The organism is Lascolabacillus massiliensis (assembly GCF_001282625.1).
Taxonomy (GTDB): Bacteria; Bacteroidota; Bacteroidia; order Bacteroidales; family Dysgonomonadaceae; genus Proteiniphilum; species Proteiniphilum massiliensis.
The window spans coordinates 163,451-182,696 of the sequence record NZ_CTEJ01000001.1; the positions used below are offsets into that span (position 1 = coordinate 163,451).

At 37.4% G+C, this 19,246-nt stretch carries 16 protein-coding genes and 5 tRNA genes; 4 read left to right on the top strand and 17 right to left on the bottom strand.

The window, feature by feature from the left end; all coding sequences use genetic code 11:
- Positions 1 to 91: 91 nt before the first annotated feature.
- The 17 genes from rpoB to dnaK all read right to left on the bottom strand — a co-directional run bounded on the left by rpoB (position 92) and on the right by dnaK (position 12,868).
- Entirely contained in the window at positions 92 to 3,904 is a 3,813-nt protein-coding gene (gene rpoB, locus BN1354_RS00655; protein WP_053825939.1) for a DNA-directed RNA polymerase subunit beta, read from the bottom strand.
- A gap of 97 nt (positions 3,905 to 4,001) precedes the next feature.
- Positions 4,002 to 4,379, bottom strand: a complete 378-nt coding sequence (gene rplL, locus BN1354_RS00660; RefSeq protein ID WP_045090205.1) for a 50S ribosomal protein L7/L12 — start codon at positions 4,377 to 4,379, stop codon at positions 4,002 to 4,004.
- An 81-nt stretch (positions 4,380 to 4,460) separates the two neighbouring features.
- Complete coding sequence (gene rplJ / locus BN1354_RS00665; RefSeq protein WP_053825940.1) at positions 4,461 to 4,979, bottom strand: 50S ribosomal protein L10; 519 nt, start codon at positions 4,977 to 4,979, stop codon at positions 4,461 to 4,463.
- Between the two features lie 12 nt (positions 4,980 to 4,991).
- A complete protein-coding gene (gene rplA, locus BN1354_RS00670) occupies positions 4,992 to 5,693 on the bottom strand; it encodes a 50S ribosomal protein L1 (protein WP_045090203.1) in 702 nt (233 codons plus the stop codon).
- 15 nt (positions 5,694 to 5,708) lie between these two features.
- On the bottom strand, positions 5,709 to 6,158 hold the full coding sequence (rplK, locus tag BN1354_RS00675; RefSeq protein ID WP_045090202.1) for a 50S ribosomal protein L11: 450 nt from the start codon (positions 6,156 to 6,158) through the stop codon (positions 5,709 to 5,711).
- Positions 6,159 to 6,234: 76 nt separating this feature from the next.
- Positions 6,235 to 6,777: a transcription termination/antitermination protein NusG gene (gene nusG, locus BN1354_RS00680; RefSeq protein ID WP_045090201.1), complete on the bottom strand. Its 543-nt coding sequence runs from the start codon at positions 6,775 to 6,777 to the stop codon at positions 6,235 to 6,237.
- 18 nt (positions 6,778 to 6,795) lie between these two features.
- Positions 6,796 to 6,987 carry a preprotein translocase subunit SecE gene (secE, locus tag BN1354_RS11805; RefSeq protein ID WP_045090200.1) on the bottom strand — a complete coding sequence of 64 codons (192 nt, stop codon included), beginning with the start codon at positions 6,985 to 6,987 and terminating at the stop codon, positions 6,796 to 6,798.
- Positions 6,988 to 7,007: 20 nt separating this feature from the next.
- Positions 7,008 to 7,080 (bottom strand) — tRNA-Trp (locus tag BN1354_RS00685).
- Positions 7,081 to 7,180: 100 nt separating this feature from the next.
- Positions 7,181 to 8,368, bottom strand: coding sequence for an elongation factor Tu (gene tuf / locus BN1354_RS00690; RefSeq protein WP_053825941.1), 1,188 nt, complete (start codon positions 8,366 to 8,368; stop codon positions 7,181 to 7,183).
- Positions 8,369 to 8,496: 128 nt separating this feature from the next.
- A tRNA-Thr gene (locus BN1354_RS00695) sits at positions 8,497 to 8,568 on the bottom strand.
- A gap of 81 nt (positions 8,569 to 8,649) precedes the next feature.
- Positions 8,650 to 8,722 (bottom strand) — tRNA-Gly (locus tag BN1354_RS00700).
- A gap of 46 nt (positions 8,723 to 8,768) precedes the next feature.
- Positions 8,769 to 8,851, bottom strand: a tRNA-Tyr gene (locus tag BN1354_RS00705).
- Between the two features lie 10 nt (positions 8,852 to 8,861).
- A tRNA-Thr gene (locus BN1354_RS00710) sits at positions 8,862 to 8,935 on the bottom strand.
- A 101-nt stretch (positions 8,936 to 9,036) separates the two neighbouring features.
- Positions 9,037 to 9,339: a ribosome hibernation-promoting factor, HPF/YfiA family gene (gene hpf, locus BN1354_RS00715; protein WP_045090198.1), complete on the bottom strand. Its 303-nt coding sequence runs from the start codon at positions 9,337 to 9,339 to the stop codon at positions 9,037 to 9,039.
- A 13-nt stretch (positions 9,340 to 9,352) separates the two neighbouring features.
- The gene (locus BN1354_RS00720; RefSeq protein WP_053825942.1) at positions 9,353 to 10,243 is read right to left on the bottom strand and encodes a tyrosine-type recombinase/integrase; all 891 of its coding nucleotides are present in this window, start codon (positions 10,241 to 10,243) and stop codon (positions 9,353 to 9,355) included.
- Positions 10,244 to 10,308: 65 nt separating this feature from the next.
- Positions 10,309 to 10,500: a 30S ribosomal protein S21 gene (gene rpsU / locus BN1354_RS00725; RefSeq protein ID WP_045090196.1), complete on the bottom strand. Its 192-nt coding sequence runs from the start codon at positions 10,498 to 10,500 to the stop codon at positions 10,309 to 10,311.
- 454 nt (positions 10,501 to 10,954) lie between these two features.
- Positions 10,955 to 12,868 carry a molecular chaperone DnaK gene (gene dnaK / locus BN1354_RS00730; RefSeq protein WP_053825943.1) on the bottom strand — a complete coding sequence of 638 codons (1,914 nt, stop codon included), beginning with the start codon at positions 12,866 to 12,868 and terminating at the stop codon, positions 10,955 to 10,957.
- 289 nt (positions 12,869 to 13,157) lie between these two features.
- On the opposite strand from dnaK, the gene BN1354_RS00735 reads away from it, so the two are divergent.
- The 4 genes from BN1354_RS00735 (at position 13,158) to rlmB (ending at position 19,224) form a co-directional block, all read left to right on the top strand.
- Entirely contained in the window at positions 13,158 to 14,675 is a 1,518-nt protein-coding gene (locus BN1354_RS00735; RefSeq protein WP_053825944.1) for a DUF4301 family protein, read from the top strand.
- A 67-nt stretch (positions 14,676 to 14,742) separates the two neighbouring features.
- Entirely contained in the window at positions 14,743 to 16,710 is a 1,968-nt protein-coding gene (porE, locus tag BN1354_RS00740; RefSeq protein WP_053825945.1) for a PorE family type IX secretion system protein, read from the top strand.
- Positions 16,711 to 16,810: 100 nt separating this feature from the next.
- Entirely contained in the window at positions 16,811 to 18,478 is a 1,668-nt protein-coding gene (gene recN / locus BN1354_RS00745; protein WP_045090182.1) for a DNA repair protein RecN, read from the top strand.
- A gap of 5 nt (positions 18,479 to 18,483) precedes the next feature.
- Positions 18,484 to 19,224, top strand: coding sequence for a 23S rRNA (guanosine(2251)-2'-O)-methyltransferase RlmB (rlmB, locus tag BN1354_RS00750; RefSeq protein WP_053825946.1), 741 nt, complete (start codon positions 18,484 to 18,486; stop codon positions 19,222 to 19,224).
- Positions 19,225 to 19,246 lie beyond the last annotated feature (22 nt).

Here is a 19,246-nt window from a genome sequence, read left to right on the forward strand (position 1 = left end):
AATAACCTTTATAAAGAGTTATAATTTTTTGTTTGAATCTCCTGAAGATGATTATGCAGATAAACTGCAATAATCATCCATCGGTGAAAAATTAATCGAGAGAGATGTCTAGTCCCAATCCCTGAAGCTCATGAATAAGTACATTGAGCGACTCAGGTATACCCGGCTGAGGCATTGCCTCACCCTTAACTATTGCTTCATATGCTTTGGAACGTCCAACAACATCATCCGATTTAACAGTAAGAATTTCCTGAAGAATGTGAGAAGCTCCAAATGCTTCAAGTGCCCACACCTCCATCTCACCAAAACGCTGACCTCCGAACTGAGCTTTACCACCCAACGGCTGCTGTGTAATAAGTGAATATGGTCCAATAGAACGTGCATGCATTTTATCTTCAACCATATGACCAAGCTTAAGCATATAAATAATTCCTACTGTAGCCGGCTGGTCAAATCTTTCACCTGTCCCACCGTCATACAAATAAGTTTTTCCATATGCAGGAATACCAGCTTTATCTGTCCACTCATTCATGTCTTCCAATTGAGCGCCATCAAAAATTGGGGTAGCGAATTTAACTCCCAGCTGTTTTCCTGACCAGCCTAATACAGTTTCAAAAATCTGTCCAAGGTTCATACGTGATGGTACACCCAGAGGATTTAAAACGATATCAACAGGTGTTCCGTCTGCTAAGAAAGGCATATCTTCCTGGCGAACAATTTTTGAAACGATACCTTTATTACCGTGTCGACCCGCCATTTTATCTCCCACCTGTATTTTGCGCTTTTTAGCAACATACACTTTAGCACTTTGCATAATACCTGATGGCAATTCGTCTCCAATTGTCAGGTCAAAACGCTTACGTTTAAGTTCTGCATCAAGTTCTTTAAACCTGCGCAAATAATTGATAACCGTTGCACGTATAAGTGTATTCTTATGAGTATCTGTAGTCCATTTATTTAACTGAACAGATTGATAATCTATGTCAGATAAAATCTTTGGAGTAAATTTAGCACCTTTAGGAACGATATCAATATTGGTGTAATCTTTCACTCCGGCAGAAGTTTTGCCATCAGTCAGCTTAATAAGCTTTTCTATCAGAATTTTTCTTAACTCTTCAAATTTTGCCTCATACTCTTCATCCAGTTTTGGGAGTATAGCTTTATTTGAAAGTTTAGTCTTGCCTTTCTTGGATGCTTTAGAGAATAGATTTGTATGAATAACTACCCCTTTAAGAGAAGGAGATGCTTTTAGTGATGCATCTTTAACATCACCTGCCTTATCACCGAATATAGCACGAAGTAATTTCTCTTCCGGAGATGGATCTGATTCACCTTTAGGAGTAATCTTACCAATAAGAATATCACCAGGTTTAATTCTGGCACCAACTCTTACGATTCCTCTCTCATCAAGATCTTTGGTTGCCTCTTCACTTACGTTTGGAATGTCCGAAGTAAGTTCTTCCATACCTCTCTTGGTTTCACGAACCTCGAGTGAGAACTCCTCAACGTGAACAGATGTAAATACATCTTCACTAACCATTCTCTCGTTAAGTACAATAGCATCCTCAAAGTTATAACCTTTCCAAGGCATGAAAGCCACTTTAAGGTTCTTACCTAATGCCAGTTCACCATTTTCAGTAGCATAACCTTCTGTTAGAATCTCTCCAGCTTTAACTTGCTGACCTACACTGCAAATAGGACGGAGGTCAACAGTTGTATTCTGGTTTGTCTTACGGAATTTAGGTATATTATAAGTCTTTTCTGAATCTTCGAAGCTGGTGAATTCTTCTTCTTCAGTTCTCTCATATTTAATCTTAATAGTTGTTGCATCAACATATGTAATAACCCCATTACCTTCAGCTACTATCTGGGTTCTGGAGTCTTTAATTACATTTCCTTCAATACCAGTTCCCACGATCGGGGCTTCAGTACGAATAAGTGGAACAGCCTGGCGCATCATATTTGAACCCATGAGAGCACGGTTAGCATCATCATGTTCAAGGAATGGAATAAGTGATGCGGCTATAGATGCAATCTGCATTGGAGATACATCCATCAGATCCACCTCTTCAGGTGCAACTACCGGGTAGTCTGCATCTTGTCTTGATTTAACCCTTGGATTTATAAAACGGCCATTTTCATCAAGTGGAGCATTACCCTGTGCAATAATTTTTTCTTCTTCCTCTTCCGCTGCTAAATAAATGATATCTTCATTATTTATATTTACGACACCATTCTCAGCTTTACGATATGGAGTCTCAATGAAACCAAGATCATTAATTTTTGCATAAACGCAAAGTGATGAAATAAGTCCGATATTTGGACCTTCAGGAGTTTCAATAGGACAGAGACGGCCATAGTGAGTAAAATGAACGTCACGCACTTCAAAACCGGCACGCTCACGTGATAAACCGCCTGGCCCTAGTGCTGATAAACGTCTTTTGTGTGTAATTTCGGCAAGAGGATTCGTTTGATCCATAAACTGCGATAAAGCATTCGTTCCGAAGAATGTATTAATTACGGAAGAAATTGTTTTCGCATTAATTAGATCAATAGGTGTAAACACCTCGTTATCCCTTACGTTCATCCTTTCACGGATAATACGTGCCATACGAGTTAAACCTATACCGAATTGAGTATATAACTGCTCACCAACAGTTCTTACACGTCTGTTGCTTAAGTGGTCAATATCATCTACAACCGCTTTAGAGTTAATTAATTCGATAAGGTACTTTATAATCTCAATAATATCTTCTTTCGTGAGTACACGAATATCATCTGCGATATTAAGATTGAGTTTCTTATTTATTCTGTATCGTCCCACATCACCTAAGTCATATCTCTTTTCGGAGAAGAATAGGTTGTTTATAACTTCTCGTGCACTTGAATCATCTGCTGGCTCAGCGCTACGTAATAGACGATAAATGTGTTTAATAGCATCAATTTCCGAGTTGCTCGGGTCTTTCTGCAGAGTATTATAAATTATAGAGTAGTCAATTGAATTGGATGCCTCTTTATGTAGAAGAATATAAGATACACCAGATTCAATAATTTCATCTATATGCTCTTGTTCAAGAATTGTTTCACGTTCAATGATTACCTCATTTCTTTCGATTGAAGTAACTTCACCCGTATCTTCATCCACAAAATCTTCCATCCAGGATTTCAAGACACGTGCAGCTAGTTTACGGCCTAAAACTTTCTTCAGGTTTGTTTTATTTGCTTTTACCTCTTCAGCAAGATCAAATATTTCAAGAATATCTTTATCATTCTCAAACCCAATGGCACGTAAAAGAGTAGTAACAGGTAATTTCTTTTTCCTATCTATATAGGCGTACATTACGTTGTTGATATCCGTTGCAAATTCTATCCATGATCCTCTAAAAGGAATAACACGGGCAGAATACAGAACACTTCCATTCGCATGAAGGCTCTGTCCAAAGAACACGCCCGGCGAACGGTGAAGCTGTGAAACGATAACACGTTCCGCACCGTTAATAACAAATGTACCCTTCTCGGTCATATAGGGTATAGTTCCCAGATAAACATCTTGAATGACCGGTGTAAAATCCTCGTGGTCAGGGTCAGTACAGTACAGATATAGTTTTGCTTTTAGTGGCACACTATAAGTCAGTCCTCTGTCAACGCACTCATCTATAGAATAGCGTGGAGGATCAACATAGTAATCTAAAAACTCAAGTACAAAATTGTTTCGGGTATCTGTGATTGGGAAATTTTCCGTGAAAACCTTATACAATCCTTCCTTTTTTCTGCTTTCCGGGGGTGTGTCGAGTTGGATAAAATCCTGAAATGATTGTAACTGAACTTCCAAAAAGTCTGGGAAGTCAAGCGGATTTTTAATCGACGCAAAATTTATTCTTTGATTAGCTTTGTTTGAAGACATGGGGATGAATTTATGAACCTAATATATATTGACAGAAAAGGTTAAGAACCTTCAGTGCTGAAGATTCCTAACCGAATAAACCTAATATAGGTATATGCTATTTAAGTTCAACTTCTGCTCCAGCCTCTTCAAGTTGTTTTTTCAAAGCGTCAGCTTCGTCTTTTGTTACACCTTTTTTCAATTCACTTGGAGCAGCGTCAACTAGATCTTTAGCTTCTTTAAGCCCTAGTCCGGTAAGTTCTTTAACCGCTTTAACAACTGCAAGTTTTGCAGTGCCAGCGCTCTTAAGAATTACATCGAATGAATTCTTTTCTTCAGCAGCGGCTTCTTCACCACCTACAGGTCCTGCAGCAACAGCAACAGCTGCAGCAGCTGGTTCAATACCGTACTCAGTTTTTAAAATTTCGGCTAGTTCATTAACCTCTTTTACAGTTAAGTTAACCAGGTCTTCAGCAAATTTTTTTAAGTCTGCCATTTTTTGTATTTGTTTAAATTGATTACTAATTCTGTTTGTTGTCTGAAAAATTTATTTTCAATAAATTATTCGGATCTTTAATTAAGATTCTCTTTCCGACAGAGTTTTCAGAACTCCGTGTATAGTATTACCGCCGGATTGGAGTGCTGAGATAACATTCTTAGCAGGAGATTGTAATAATCCAATAACATCTCCAATAAGCTCTGTTTTGCTCTTGATGTTTACAAGGTCTTTCAGTGTGTTTGCTCCAATAAAGAAGCTTTCCTGAACATAAGCACCTTTAAATACAGGTATCTTATCTGCCTTATGTTTATCAATTAGCTTAGCAGGAGCATTTGCTACATCAGAGAACATAATAGCTGTATTTCCTTTTAATACAGGATACAGCTCTTCATAGTTCTTATCTAATGATTCGAATGCTTTTTGCAATAAGGTATTCTTAACAACTACCAGCTTAATATCTTCAGTGTTACATTCTCTTCTTAATATACTCGTTTTCTCTGCATTTAATGTTGCAATGTCTGTGAGATAGAAGTTTTCGTATTTCTGCAGATCAGCTGATATTTGCTCTATTATTCGTTTTTTATCTTCCTTTTTCATTGATTTCCTTTTTTAATTGGTTTCTTCTAATGATTTTGTATCCAGTTTAATACCGGGACTCATTGTACTAGAAAGATAAACGCTCTTAATATAAGTACCTTTTGCTGCTGACGGTTTCAATTTGATCAACGTTTGGATAAATTCTCTAGCGTTGTCTCGAATCTGTTCCGGCGTAAATGATACTTTTCCTATAGAAGTATGAATAATACCGGCTTTATCAACTTTAAAGTCGATTTTACCCTGTTTAACTTCCTTCACAGCAGTTGCTACGTCGGGAGTTACAGTACCGCTCTTTGGGTTAGGCATAAGACCACGTGGACCTAATATACGGCCAAGTGCACCTATTTTACCCATAATTTGCGGTTGAGTGATTATAACATCAATATCTGTCCAACCACCCTTAATTTTTTCGATATATTCATCCAGTCCTACGTAGTCGGCACCAGCTTCTTTAGCTTGGGCTTCGACCTCCGGAGAACACAATACAAGAACTCTTACTTGTTTTCCTGTTCCGTGTGGAAGAGATGCAACACCTCTTACCATTTGGTTAGCTTTACGTGGATCCACGCCTAGGCGTACATCGATATCAACAGAAGCATCAAATTTAGTTGTAGTAATTTCTTTAACCAGAACTGCTGCCTCTTTTAGTGAATAGGCTTTCCCCACTTCAATTTTACTTAAAGCTAACTTTTGATTTTTTGTAAGTTTACTCATGTCTCAATTGAAGTTTTAAATATTAATATTCTGAGGAAATTTCCCTTTTACTGTAATACCCATGCTTCGGGCCGTACCAGCTACCATTCTCATTGCAGACTCCAGTGTGAAACAGTTTAAGTCGGTCATTTTCTCGCGTGCAATAGCTTCAACCTGTTCCCAGGTAATTGCAGCTATTTTTAAGCGATTAGGTTCAGCTGAACCTCCCTTTGCTTTACTTGCTTCTAACAGTTGTACTGCAACCGGTGGTGTTTTAACAATAAAATCAAACGACTTGTCGGCATAGTATGTAATTACCACTGGTAATATCTTACCGGCTTTGTCCTGAGTCCTGGCATTGAATTGCTTGCAGAAATCCATAATATTTAGTCCTTTCGAACCTAATGCAGGTCCTACGGGAGGTGATGGATTTGCAGCTCCTCCTTTAATTTGTAATTTTAGTTGTCCGGCAACTTCTTTAGCCATTTTCTTGATTTTAATTAATTGGGATTTTTCGAAACACTTTGAAGAATTTACAGAATCTGCGTAACCAAATATCTGATTATTCTTTCTCTACTTGCATATAACTTAATTCCAGCAGCTGTTTTCTGCCGAAAATTTTAACCATCACTTTGAGTTTCTTTCTCTCGTCATTCACCTCTTCAACCACACCAGAGAAACTGCTGAAAGGACCGCTGATCACTTTAACATTTTCTCCAACATAGTATTTCATATCCATATCTTCGCCAGCTTCTTCCAATTCATCCATTGTGCCAAGAATACGCTTAACCTCCGACTCTTTTAAAGGTTGGGGGTTAGTTGTATTAGGCAGAAAACCGGCTACAAAATTGATATTCTTAAGTTCGTGAATAACCTCCCCTGTCAGTTCAGCTTCAATAAGTACATAGCCGGGAAGATAAGCGCGTTCTTTCATCACTTTTTTCCCGTTTCGCACCGTAAAAGTTTTCTCTGTAGGGATTAAGACTTGAGAAATATATTTCCCCAAATCGGTTTTTTTTATCTCTGACTCAAGATATTCTTTGACCTTATTTTCCTTACCACTAACGGAACGCAAAACGTACCATTTTTTTCTCTCTTCAGTCATTGTGTCTCTAATTCAGGATTATAAAATACCGTAGAGGATTTTTAATATCCACTCAAATAAAGAATCTATTCCAAATACTACTAAGGCAATTATTATGGAAGCAATTAAAACAATCACCGTACTGCCGGATAGTTCTTCTTTGGATGGCCAGGATACCTTATGAACTAATTCTGTATAAGAATCCTTTATATATGCAACTATTTTTTTCATCTATTTCAGATCATTTCTAGCACGGGTCGAGAGACTCGAACTCCCGACACCTGGTTTTGGAGACCAGTGCTCTACCAACTGAGCTAGACCCGTAAAGTTACCCTCCTTATTTCTTCATAAAGAAGAAGGTTCGGAGGGTCAATATTGATTATACTTTAATCTTTGTCAGTAAAGACAAATGATTTCGGTATTATTAGTCAATCAGCTCAGTAATCTGTCCGGCACCAACTGTACGTCCACCTTCACGGATCGCGAAACGAAGACCTACGTTACATGCTACTGGGTAGATAAGTTCAACGTCAATTGTAACGTTGTCACCTGGCATAACCATTTCTACGCCTTCTGGTAGAGAAATTTCACCGGTAACGTCAAGTGTACGGATGTAGAACTGAGGACGGTATTTGTTATGGAATGGAGTGTGACGTCCACCTTCTTCTTTCTTCAGGATATAAACCTCTGCTTTGAATTTAGAGTGAGGTTTAACTTTACCTGGGTGAGAAATAACCATACCGCGTTTGATTTCATCTTTGTCGATACCACGTAGTAAAAGTCCTACGTTATCACCAGCCTGACCTTCGTCAAGGATCTTACGGAACATTTCAACTCCTGTAACAACTGATTTCTTGCCTTCAGCTCCTAGACCGATGATCTGTACTTCTTCACCAGTTTTGATGATACCTGTTTCGATACGACCTGTAGCAACAGTACCACGACCAGTAATTGAGAATACGTCTTCTATAGGCATCAAGAATGGTTTGTCAACATCACGTGGAGGCAGTGGAATCCAAGTATCAACAGCATCCATAAGCTCCATAATTTTTTCTTCCCATTTTGGCTCACCGTTAAGTGCACCAAGAGCAGAACCTTGAATAACCGGAGTGTTGTCACCATCGAAGTTGTAGAATGAAAGCAATTCACGCATTTCCATTTCTACTAATTCTAGCATCTCTTCGTCGTCAACCAAGTCAACCTTATTCATGAAAACAACCAGCCTTGGAACGTTTACCTGACGTGCAAGAAGAATGTGTTCACGTGTCTGAGGCATTGGACCATCAGTTGAAGCAACAACTATAATAGCACCGTCCATCTGAGCAGCACCAGTAACCATGTTCTTTACATAGTCAGCGTGACCCGGACAGTCAACGTGTGCATAGTGACGTTCTGCAGTTTCATATTCAACGTGTGAAGTATTGATTGTAATACCTCTTTCTTTTTCTTCCGGAGCGTTGTCGATTGAATCGAATGAGCGAACCTGTGAGAATCCTTTTTTTCCTAAGACGGTGGTGATAGCAGCCGTTAGAGTAGTTTTACCGTGGTCAACGTGACCGATAGTACCGATATTCACATGCGGCTTCGTCCGGTTAAAATGTTCTTTTGCCATAAAATGTCCTATTAATTAGTTTAAATAATATATGTATTCTTTGTATTTACGTCTATAAACAGTGAAACTCAAGACACTCGGCACTTCTGCCCCTAATCTTGATCCTAATTTCGTTCCATAAATTGTCGAGCCGATGGCGGGAATTGAACCCGCGACCTCTTCCTTACCAAGGAAGTGCTCTACCGCTGAGCTACATAGGCAAAAGAGTAGAAGACGGAACATACCGATTTACTTCGGACTTAACTTTTAGTCCCGTGCAGCACTGCGACATAATTTAAAAGAGCGGAAGACGGGACTCAAACCCGCGACCCTCAGCTTGGAAGGCTAATGCTCTATCAACTGAGCTACTTCCGCAAAAATGATTTATTGATTCAATAAAGTATCACTAAATCTAGAAAAGTGGGCAGTGATGGATTCGAACCACCGAAGGCGTAAGCCAGCTGAGTTACAGTCAGCCCCATTTGGCCACTCTGGTAACTGCCCAAAAATTCTGAGCCTCTTGTCGGATTCGAACCAACGACCCCGAGATTACAAATCACGTGCTCTGGCCAACTGAGCTAAAGAGGCTTGTATGCTTGATTTTAACCGTTCCTAAACGTTTTTAGGAGTGAAACGGTCGCAAAGGTAGTGATATTTTTATTGATGACAAAACATTTGTTTGTTTTTTTTCAAAAGTTTTCCTTAGTTTTTTCTTTAGTTTTTATGATTTGTTTCTCAATTGCCATAATACACAGGTCGATAGCCTCTTCGAAAGTATCTGCAGTTTTATTTGCGAATGCATCTTTTTGTTTGATATTTATCTTAATTGCTGCATCTTTGTTTTTTGCCGATTCAGGTTTGATTACTTTCAGGATTACTTCTGCCTGAATAATATCATCAGAAAAACGCTGAAGCTTTTTAACCTTTTTCTCAGTAAATGCTTTCAATTGTTCAGTTGCATCAAAGTTTACAGATTGAATCGTTAGTTCCATAAATTTACCTCCTCTATTTTTTTGCTCTGGGATGAGCTTTTTGATAAGTTTTTTTCATTTCTTCAAATGTGACATGAGTATAGATTTCCGTCGAAGAGAGACTAACATGTCCCAGCAATTCCTTTACAGCATTAATTTCTGCACCATTGTTCATCATTTCGGTAGCAAATGAATGACGTATCACATGTGGACTCCTTTTTGAAAGAGTAGGGATGTCGTTCAAATGGTTCCGAATAATATTATAAACTTGTACAGGACTTAATGGCTCTCCATTTTCTTTAACAATCAAAAAAGGAGATTTGTTCTTAATTTCTTTGTCTCTTACTTCTATATATTTTAGAATTTTATTCTTTGTATCATCAGAAAATGGTATAAAGCGCTGTTTGTTTCCTTTTCCTGTCACTTTAAGACTGGAAGAGCTGAAATCAATGTCGCTGTCTTTTAATGAAATAACCTCTGCACGTCGCATTCCTGTTACATATAGCAGTTCAATTAAAAAACGATCCCGGCAGCCTGTAAAATCGTCAGAATAATTATCCGGACTATCCAGAATACGTGTCATATCTCTGTTGTTAACAAAGACAGGAAGCCTCTTTGAGGTTTTTAATCCTGAGACAAGCTTAACCGGATTTTTTCCTATTAACTCTTTTCTCTCTAAAAAATTAAAGAACGTTTTTAATGAGCTTAGCTTCCTGTTCACGGATGAAGGTTTCATTCCCTGTTCCATTAGCCTGCTCATCCATATTCTTACAATATCGCTGTCGATTTCAGATGGATTGAAACTACCAGTCTCTTCTACAACAAAATCTTCGAACTGAGTGAGATCTATTAAATAAGAAATCTCCGTCTGAGAAGAGTAGTTCTTCTCATAACGGAGATATTCTGTAAATTTTTCTTTCCACATTCAGTAGCCCTCAATGAAAACATTTGAACTACGAAGTTAAAGAATATATTCAGAATTCGGAAATTTTATTCTTCGTTTTCTTGCATTTTCTGAACGTAAACAGCGTGTTGTTTTTGTTTACGATTCTTCACAGAAGGTTTAATGTATGCCTGACGTCTGCGAAGCTCTTTAACTACACCTGTTTTTTCATATTTGCGTTTAAATTTTTTCAAGGCTCTTTCAATGTTTTCGCCTTCTTTTAACGGTACAATTATCATTTTATTTGAAATTTGTTAGTTTATTAGTTTGTGAATATTATTGCAAATGGGATTTATAGAAATATCAGTGTAATCGTTTGCTATACCTGATTATCTATAATAATACTGTTTTAAAATTTTTTCCCTGTTCTCTGTTTATCTGAGTGTTGCAATAACCTCCTTTCTATTTGGGCTGCAAAGATAAGAATAAAAACATTATGATCAACCTCATAATCAGATTTTTTGTTGCTTTTTGCACTCATTTATGCTTCTATGTTTTTCAAATAATACTACATACCTTCTTTATAGTTATAAGGGGTTTACCAAGCCCTTACTAAGTCCAGTGCCTCCACATTATTATATAAGGAAGATAAGACCGAGGTATGAGTAAATTATAATCCAAAAAAGAGGTCATCCGCAAGAAAACTTGGGATGACCTCTTTTATTATATATAAAATGTAGTTTGAATATTATATTATTTAACCTCTTCGAAATCTACATCAGTTACATCATTATTAGTTGATGTGTCACCTCCCTGTGACGATTGCTGACCACTGTCTGCCCCTGGCTGTGCTCCTCCCTGAGCATTAGCTGCATTGTACATTTCCTGAGAAGCTGCCTGGAATACTGCGTTAAGTTCATTTGTTGCAGCGTCAATTGCTTCTAAGTTTTGTGCTTTATGAGCCTCTTTCAATTTATTTAATGCAGCTTCGATAGGAGCTTTCTTATCAGCAGGAATCTTATCTCCAAGATCCTTCAATTGCTTTTCAGTCTGGAAGATTGTTGAGTCTGCATGATTGAGCTTATCAATACGCTCTTTCTCTTTTCTGTCTGCCTCAGCATTTGCAGCAGCTTCCTCCTTCATTCGTTTGATTTCATCTTCACTTAATCCTGATGAAGCTTCGATACGGATCTTCTGTTCTTTTCCTGATGCCTTATCTTTTGCTGTTACGTTTAGTATACCATTGGCATCTATATCAAAAGTAACTTCAATCTGAGGTACACCACGTGGAGCAGGTGGAATTCCATCAAGGTTGAAAACTCCAATTTGCTTGTTGTCTTTTGCCAAAGAGCGTTCTCCCTGTAGTACGTTAATTTGTACAGATGGCTGATTGTCTGCAGCAGTAGAGAATACTTCACTCTTTCTGGTAGGAATAGTAGTGTTTGCATCAATAAGCTTAGTCATAACACCACCTAATGTTTCAATACCAAGTGAAAGAGGTGTCACATCCAGCAACAGTACATCTTTTACTTCACCGGTTAATACAGCTCCCTGAATAGCAGCTCCAACAGCAACAACCTCGTCAGGATTTACACCTTTATGTGGTTTTTTGCCAAATAGAGATTCTACCAGATCTTGTACAGCAGGAATTCTTGTTGATCCACCAACAAGGATAACCTCATCAATATCAGAATTAGTCAATCCTGCATCTCTCATCGCGTTATGAATTGGCTCTTTACATTTCTGTAAAAGATCATCAATCAGCTGTTCGAACTTAGCACGTGTAAGTGTTTTTACAAGATGCTTTGGAATACCGTTTACCGGCATTATATAAGGCAGGTTTATTTCAGTAGAAGTTGCACTTGAAAGTTCAATTTTAGCCTTTTCTGCAGCCTCTTTTAATCTTTGAAGTGCCATAGGATCTTTACGCAGATCGATACCTTCATCCTTTATAAACTCATCTGCCAGCCAGTCGATAATTCTATGGTCGAAGTCATCACCACCAAGGTGAGTATTACCATTTGTAGACTTCACTTCAAAAACTCCATCACCCAGCTCAAGGATAGAGATATCAAAAGTACCACCACCTAAGTCGAATACTGCTATTTTAGAATCCTTGTTCTGTTTGTCAAGACCATAAGCAAGAGCAGCAGCAGTTGGTTCGTTTACAATACGACGTACAGTAAGACCTGCAATTTCCCCTGCCTCTTTAGTAGCCTGGCGCTGTGCATCGCTAAAGTATGCAGGTACAGTAATAACAGCCTCTTTAACTTCCTGACCAAGATAATCTTCTGCAGTCTTTTTCATTTTCTGAAGAACAATGGCAGAAATTTCCTGAGGTGTATAAAGTTGTCCGTTAATGTCTACTCGAGGTGTATTGTTATCGCCACGCACCACTTTATACGGTACACGGCCAATTTCCTTCTGTACCTGTTCATATGTCTCACCCATAAATGTTTTTATGGAAGAAACTGTATTATGTGGATTTGTGATTGCCTGACGTTTTGCAGGATCACCTACTTTACGCTCACCGTTTTCAACAAAAGCAACAACGGAGGGTGTTGTGCGTTTTCCTTCGTTATTAGGTATTACAACAGGTTCATTGCCCTCCATCACAGAGACACAAGAGTTAGTTGTACCTAAGTCGATTCCGATTATTTTTCCCATTTTTGTAATCTATTTAATTTTATATAGTTTATATTTCTTATCAATTTGATATATTCTTCTTATCATCTCTTTCTCAAATCTTGTGCCAAAATTTTGATGGAAAAGCAAATCTGCCATAATGACTGATATAACTATCTCCTTTTTTTAGTTTTTTTGCTGTTTTCATTCTTTTCAACATATTTTTTTTACCTTTGGATTATTAGTTCAGAGTGTTTTCATTTTTGGTTTAAAAATCATTAACCAGTCAAAGCACTTTAATTTAATGTTTCAATTCTTAACACTATTAACTATGTATACAAAACAAGACCTGGATTTACTCAATAAAAAAGGAATCTCGGAATCTCAGATTGAAACACAACTGGATTATTTCAGATCCGGCTTCCCTTTCCTGCAGATTGAATCCGCTGCATCAATTGGGAAAGGTATTTTAAAAATTGAAGAGGAGGATGAGCCTAAATATATAGAGGCTTGGAATAGATATCTTAATAGCAATAAAAAGGTGACAAAATTTGTGCCAGCTTCTGGAGCAGCAAGTCGCATGTTTAAAGATTTATATGCTTTTTATAATTCTGATTATGATGAACCTGTAACTGATTTTGAAAAAACATTTTTTGAAAATATTCAGAATTTCGCATTTTACACTTCACTAGATGAAACTTGTAAATCATTAATAGGTAAAAGTGCATCAAAATTGCTGGAGGAGGGGAGTTACAAAGATATTATTGCTGCATTACTTTCAGCGGATGACCTTGACTATGGTAATTTGCCAAAAGGGCTATTGCTTTTCCATAAATATCCCGAAGGCAACAGAACACCTGTGGGAGAACATTTGACCGAAGGTGTACTTTATGCCAAAAATGCAGACGGGTTGGTAAATGTTCATTTTACTGTATCTGAAGAGCATCTTCAATTGTTTGAACTGTTGGTGGCTGCAAGAAAAATAAATTATGAGCAAAAGCTTAATGCGAAATTTTCGGTAACATACAGTATTCAGAAACCTTCAACCGATACAATTGCTGTAGATATTAACAATGAACCCTTCAGAGATGAAGATGGTTCACTCCTGTTCCGTCCCGGTGGGCATGGGGCATTGATAGAGAATCTTAATGATATTGAAACAGATATTATTTTTATAAAGAATGTTGATAATGTTGTTCCCGACAGATTGAAAGAAAATGAAGCTCATTATAAAAAACTACTGGCAGGAGTTCTTATCACAGTACAACAGCGTGCTTTTAATTATTTGAACAGACTAGTGTCAGATGATGTAAGTGATGAGGAGTTATCAGAAATGCTCTCATTTACCAGGAATGAACTTTTTATTACCACAAAAGAGGAGTTTGAGACAAAAGATGATCTTAAAAAGTATCTGAGAAAAAAACTTGATCGTCCATACAGAGTATGCGGTATGGTAAAGAATGTGGGTGAACCTGGAGGCGGACCTTTTATTGCAGTTAATCCGGACGGCACCACATCACCTCAGATTCTTGAGAGTTCTCAGATAGATAAAAATAATCCTGAGGCAATGGATGCTTTTAAGAATGGTTCTCATTTCAATCCTGTTGATCTTGTTTGTGGAGTAAAATGTTTTCAGAATAATAAATTCAATCTGACAAAATACGTGGATAAAAATACAGGATTTATATCCCAGAAATCAAAAGATGGAAGAGATCTGAAAGCATTGGAGCTGCCGGGACTATGGAATGGAGCTATGAGCGACTGGAATACCATTTTTGTTGAAGTACCGATATCAACCTTCAATCCTGTTAAGACAGTAAATGATCTACTGAGGCCGGAGCATCAATAATTCTCTGTTTTTACTCTCAATTGCAATATTTCAGCCCTGAAAACGTTTCATGTAATAAAACAGGGAATTGAAATACTACTTATCATATGCTTTAATACTGGTTTTTGCATTACTGCAGTTATCCTGTAAACAGGTTAAATTGAGTGATGCCAGAGATCAGTATGTAAATGGTCTGTATTACAAAGCTTCAGAGTCTTATAGGAAGTTATATAGTGAATCTCATGGCAAAAATGAGGCTATTCGTGGAATAATTTCATTTGAAATGGCAGAGTCTTACAGGAAGTTAGGACGAAGTGCACGTGCTCTGTCGGCATATAGAAGCGCAATCAGGTATAAATACCCAGATACTTTAATGTATCTTCATTATGCAAAAATGCTTCATAAAGAGGGTGAATATGAGTTGGCAATTGAAGCCTATGATGAATTTTTAAAACTATCGCCGGGTAATATATTAGGAATTAATGGCAAGAAAGGTGTTGAACAGGCAAAGGAGTGGAAAGAGAATCCAAAACGATACAAGATAGAAAAATTAGATGTTTTTAATTCCGGCGGGTCTGAGTATAGTCCCTTTTTATCACAAAATGGTGAAGTGATCTATTTTACATCATCAGGGAAAGAAGCTACAGGTGAAGAAAAAAATCCTGTAACAGGAACTAAATACAGTGATCTGTTTATTTCAAGAAAGAACTATAGGGGTGAATGGCAAAAACATGAATTGCTTAATCCTGATATTAACAGTGCATTTGATGAGAGTACTCCTTCAATAACCAAAGATGGAAGATATCTGTTTTACACTGCCAGTTATAGCGATCGTGAACAATTAACAAGACCTGAAATCTATATATCTAGAAGAATAAATGGTTTATGGACCAAAGGAGTTCCATTTGAAATTAATAATATAGATTCTACTGCGATATTTGCCCATCCTTCGATTTCACCTTCAGGAAGATACCTCTATTTTGTATCAGATATGAGAGGAGGTTATGGTGGAAAAGATATTTGGCGTGCCAGACTTTCATCATCATTTAAAGTAGATACAGTTGAAAATATGGGTCCAATAATAAACAGTTCCGGTGATGAATTATACCCCTATGTCAGAGATGATAACAGTATATATTTCTCATCTGACGGACATCCCGGTATGGGTGGTTTGGATATTTTTGAAGCATATTATAATGATAAAATGAATGAGTGGATAGTTGAAAATATAAAATCACCTATTAACTCATCACAAGACGATTTTGGAATTACATTTGAACCTAAAGTAGAGAAAGGGTATTTTAGTTCTAACCGTAATGATGTTCGTGGTTACCATCATATTTATTCATTTGAGTATCTGCCTGCAAGAATAATAATAGAGGGTTTTGCAGTAGATCAGGACGATGAATTTATATCAGGAGCCACTGTCTCAGTAGTAGGGAGTGACGGTTTTCAGAGTAATTTTATAACAAGCAGTGATGGTGTATATAAATTTGAAGCAGAAAAAGATAAGACCTATTTACTTATGGCAAGTGCTGATGGCTTTCTGAATCAGAAGAAAATGCTGCACACAGCTAATTTGGAATCTGATACTACATATTATGTAGATTTTGAGATGATTCCATACAATAAACCTGTCATTCTAGATAATGTTTTTTACGATTTAAACAGTGCTAAACTTAGACCTGAATCTAAATCGGCTCTTGATGAGCTGATTGCACTGCTTAACGAACATCCTGAAATTTCAATTGAGTTAACTGCGCATACCGACCGGTTAGGTGATGAGGGGTATAATATAAATCTTTCGGCCAATCGTGCTAAGTCAGTAGTTGATTACTTAGTTCAGAATGGAATAGATCAATATCGGCTAAAAGCAAAAGGGTGTGGTAAGTCAGCCCCAAAAGTAATTAACAGAATTATTGCTGAAACATATGACTTCTTAAAAACTGGAGATATTCTTAATGAGGAATTTATAGGAAGACTTACTCCAGAACAGCAAAAACTTTCAGATCAGTTAAACAGGAGAACTGAATTCAGGGTTTTAAATCCTGAATAAATCAATATCACTAAAATGGAATCTCCGAAATAATATGTATTTTTGTTTGTTAGAGTTCCTGTTTGAAATAAGGATTTTCAAGTGAGGTTTTGTTTAATATATGCTGAAATCATTAACAATAGAAAATTATGCACTGATCGACTCAATTCACATTGAGTTTGATACAGGACTGACTGTTATTACAGGAGAAACAGGTGCCGGCAAATCTATTCTTTTAGGTGCATTGTCACTAATTCTTGGTCAAAGAGCTGATAGTCGCCATATTAAACATGGTGAAAGCAGATGCCTTATAGAAGGGGTATTTGATATTTCAACTTATAATCTTAAATCTTTTTTTGATGATCATGATTGGGTATATGATGGTAATGAATGCATATTGCGTCGAGAAATATGGAGTACCGGAAAGTCACGTGCTTTTGTAAATGATTCACCTGTTTATCTAAACGATCTGAAAGAAATTGGGGAAAAGCTAATTGATATTCACTCACAACATCAAAACCTTGCACTTAATGATAACCTGTTTCAATTGAATGTGGTTGATACTCTTGCAAGGACAGGAAAAGAGCTGAGAGAATATGTAGATGCATATAAAGATTATCGCTCATCAGAAAAAGAATTGAACGATATGCGTTTGCAAGCTCAGAAAAACAGAGAAGAGGAGGATTATCTCCGGTTCCAGCACAAGGGTTTATCAGAAGTTTCACTTAAACCCGGTGAACAGGAAGAACTTGAAGAAGAGCTTGAAGCATTAACTCATTCAGAAGAGATAAAGTCAGGTTTATTTGCAGTAATATCGATGCTTTCGGAGGATGAGAATAATATTGAATCTTTACTAAAATCAACAAAGGATACACTGCAAAATGTGCAGAATGTATATCCTAAAGTGGCAGAACTAACTGAAAGGGTGATGTCGGCATATATTGATTTAAAAGATGTTAGAGACGATGTCTCACGTAATTTTGAAGAGATTGAATATAATCCCGAACGTCAGCAAATAATAGAAGAGAGACTAAGTGCAATTTACAATCTGCAGAAAAAGCACTCTGTTGCAACAGTAGAAGAGTTGATTAAACTACGGGATGAAATAGATGAACAGCTGAAAAATATTGACTCGCTGGATGAAAAAATATCGGTACTTGAAAAGAAGACAGCCGAAAAACGCACTATAATGCTTAAAAAAGGCAAGTCATTAAGTAAAAAAAGGCAAGAGGCAGCTCCTGAGATTGAGAAACAATTGATGGAGAGACTTGCTTATCTGAAGATTGCAAATAGTCGCTTTAAATGTGAATTCAAAGAAAAATCAAACCCTGACATAACAGGTATAGATAACCTGGAATTTCTGTTCTCAGCCAATAGGAATACATCTTTACAACCCGTTTCCGAAGTCGCTTCAGGCGGAGAGATATCACGCCTGATGCTTTGCCTGAAAGCTATGATAGCAGGTGCAACCGCACTCCCTGCAATTATATTTGATGAGATAGATACTGGTACTTCGGGAGATGTTGCAGACAGAGTAGGAACAATAATGAGGGAGATGAGTCGCGAAATGCAAGTTATTACTATTACACATTTGCCACAGATAGCTTCAAAGGGAGATGCTCACTTTGTTGTTTATAAAGAAGATACAAAAGATGGTGTTACATCAAAAATCAAGGCTTTATCTCATGACGAAAGAGTTGAGGAGGTTGCCCAGATGTTGAGTGGTGCTGAGGTAACATCTGAAGCAATTGAAAATGCAAAAGCAATTCTTGGCATACAATCAGAATAAAAAATATGAGAGATAAAGAAATGATTTTCGGTATACGTGCCGTTATAGAGGCTATTGAGGCCGGAAAAGACATCGACAGAGTATTAATTAAAAGAGAACTGTCAGGTGAATTGATAGGTGAGTTGCAGCGACTTATTCGTGAATATGATATACCTATGCAAAGAGTTCCTGTGGAAAGAATTGACAGGATTACCAGAAAAAATCATCAGGGAGTTATTGCTTTTACTTCAGCTGTAACCTATCAAAAGCTTGAGAATATTATTCCTTTATTGTATGAAGAGGGTAAGAATCCCTTTATAATAGTATTGGATGGGTTGACAGATGTTCGTAATTTTGGTGCTATTGCTCGCACTTGTGAAGTTGCAGGGGTGGATGCAATTGTTATACCCTCCAGAGGAAGTGTTTCTGTGAATGCAGATGCTATTAAGACTTCGGCAGGAGCTTTGCATACTATACCTGTATGTCGGGAAAACAGTCTGAAAGAAGCCATTCTTTTCCTTAAAAATAGTGGAGTAAAGGTTGTTGCAGCATCGGAAAAAGCGGCAGAGCTTTACACAGAAGTAGATATGTCTGTTCCTGTTGCCATATTAATGGGTTCAGAAGATGTAGGTATAGCAGCAGAGCATCTGAGAATCAGTGATGAACTGGTTAAGCTGCCTCAGGTTGGCAATATTAAGTCGCTGAACGTATCAGTAGCAGCAGGTGTTATGATTTATGAAGTTCTTAGACAAAGGCGTAATCAATAGCTCTTTACTACACAAAAAGTTA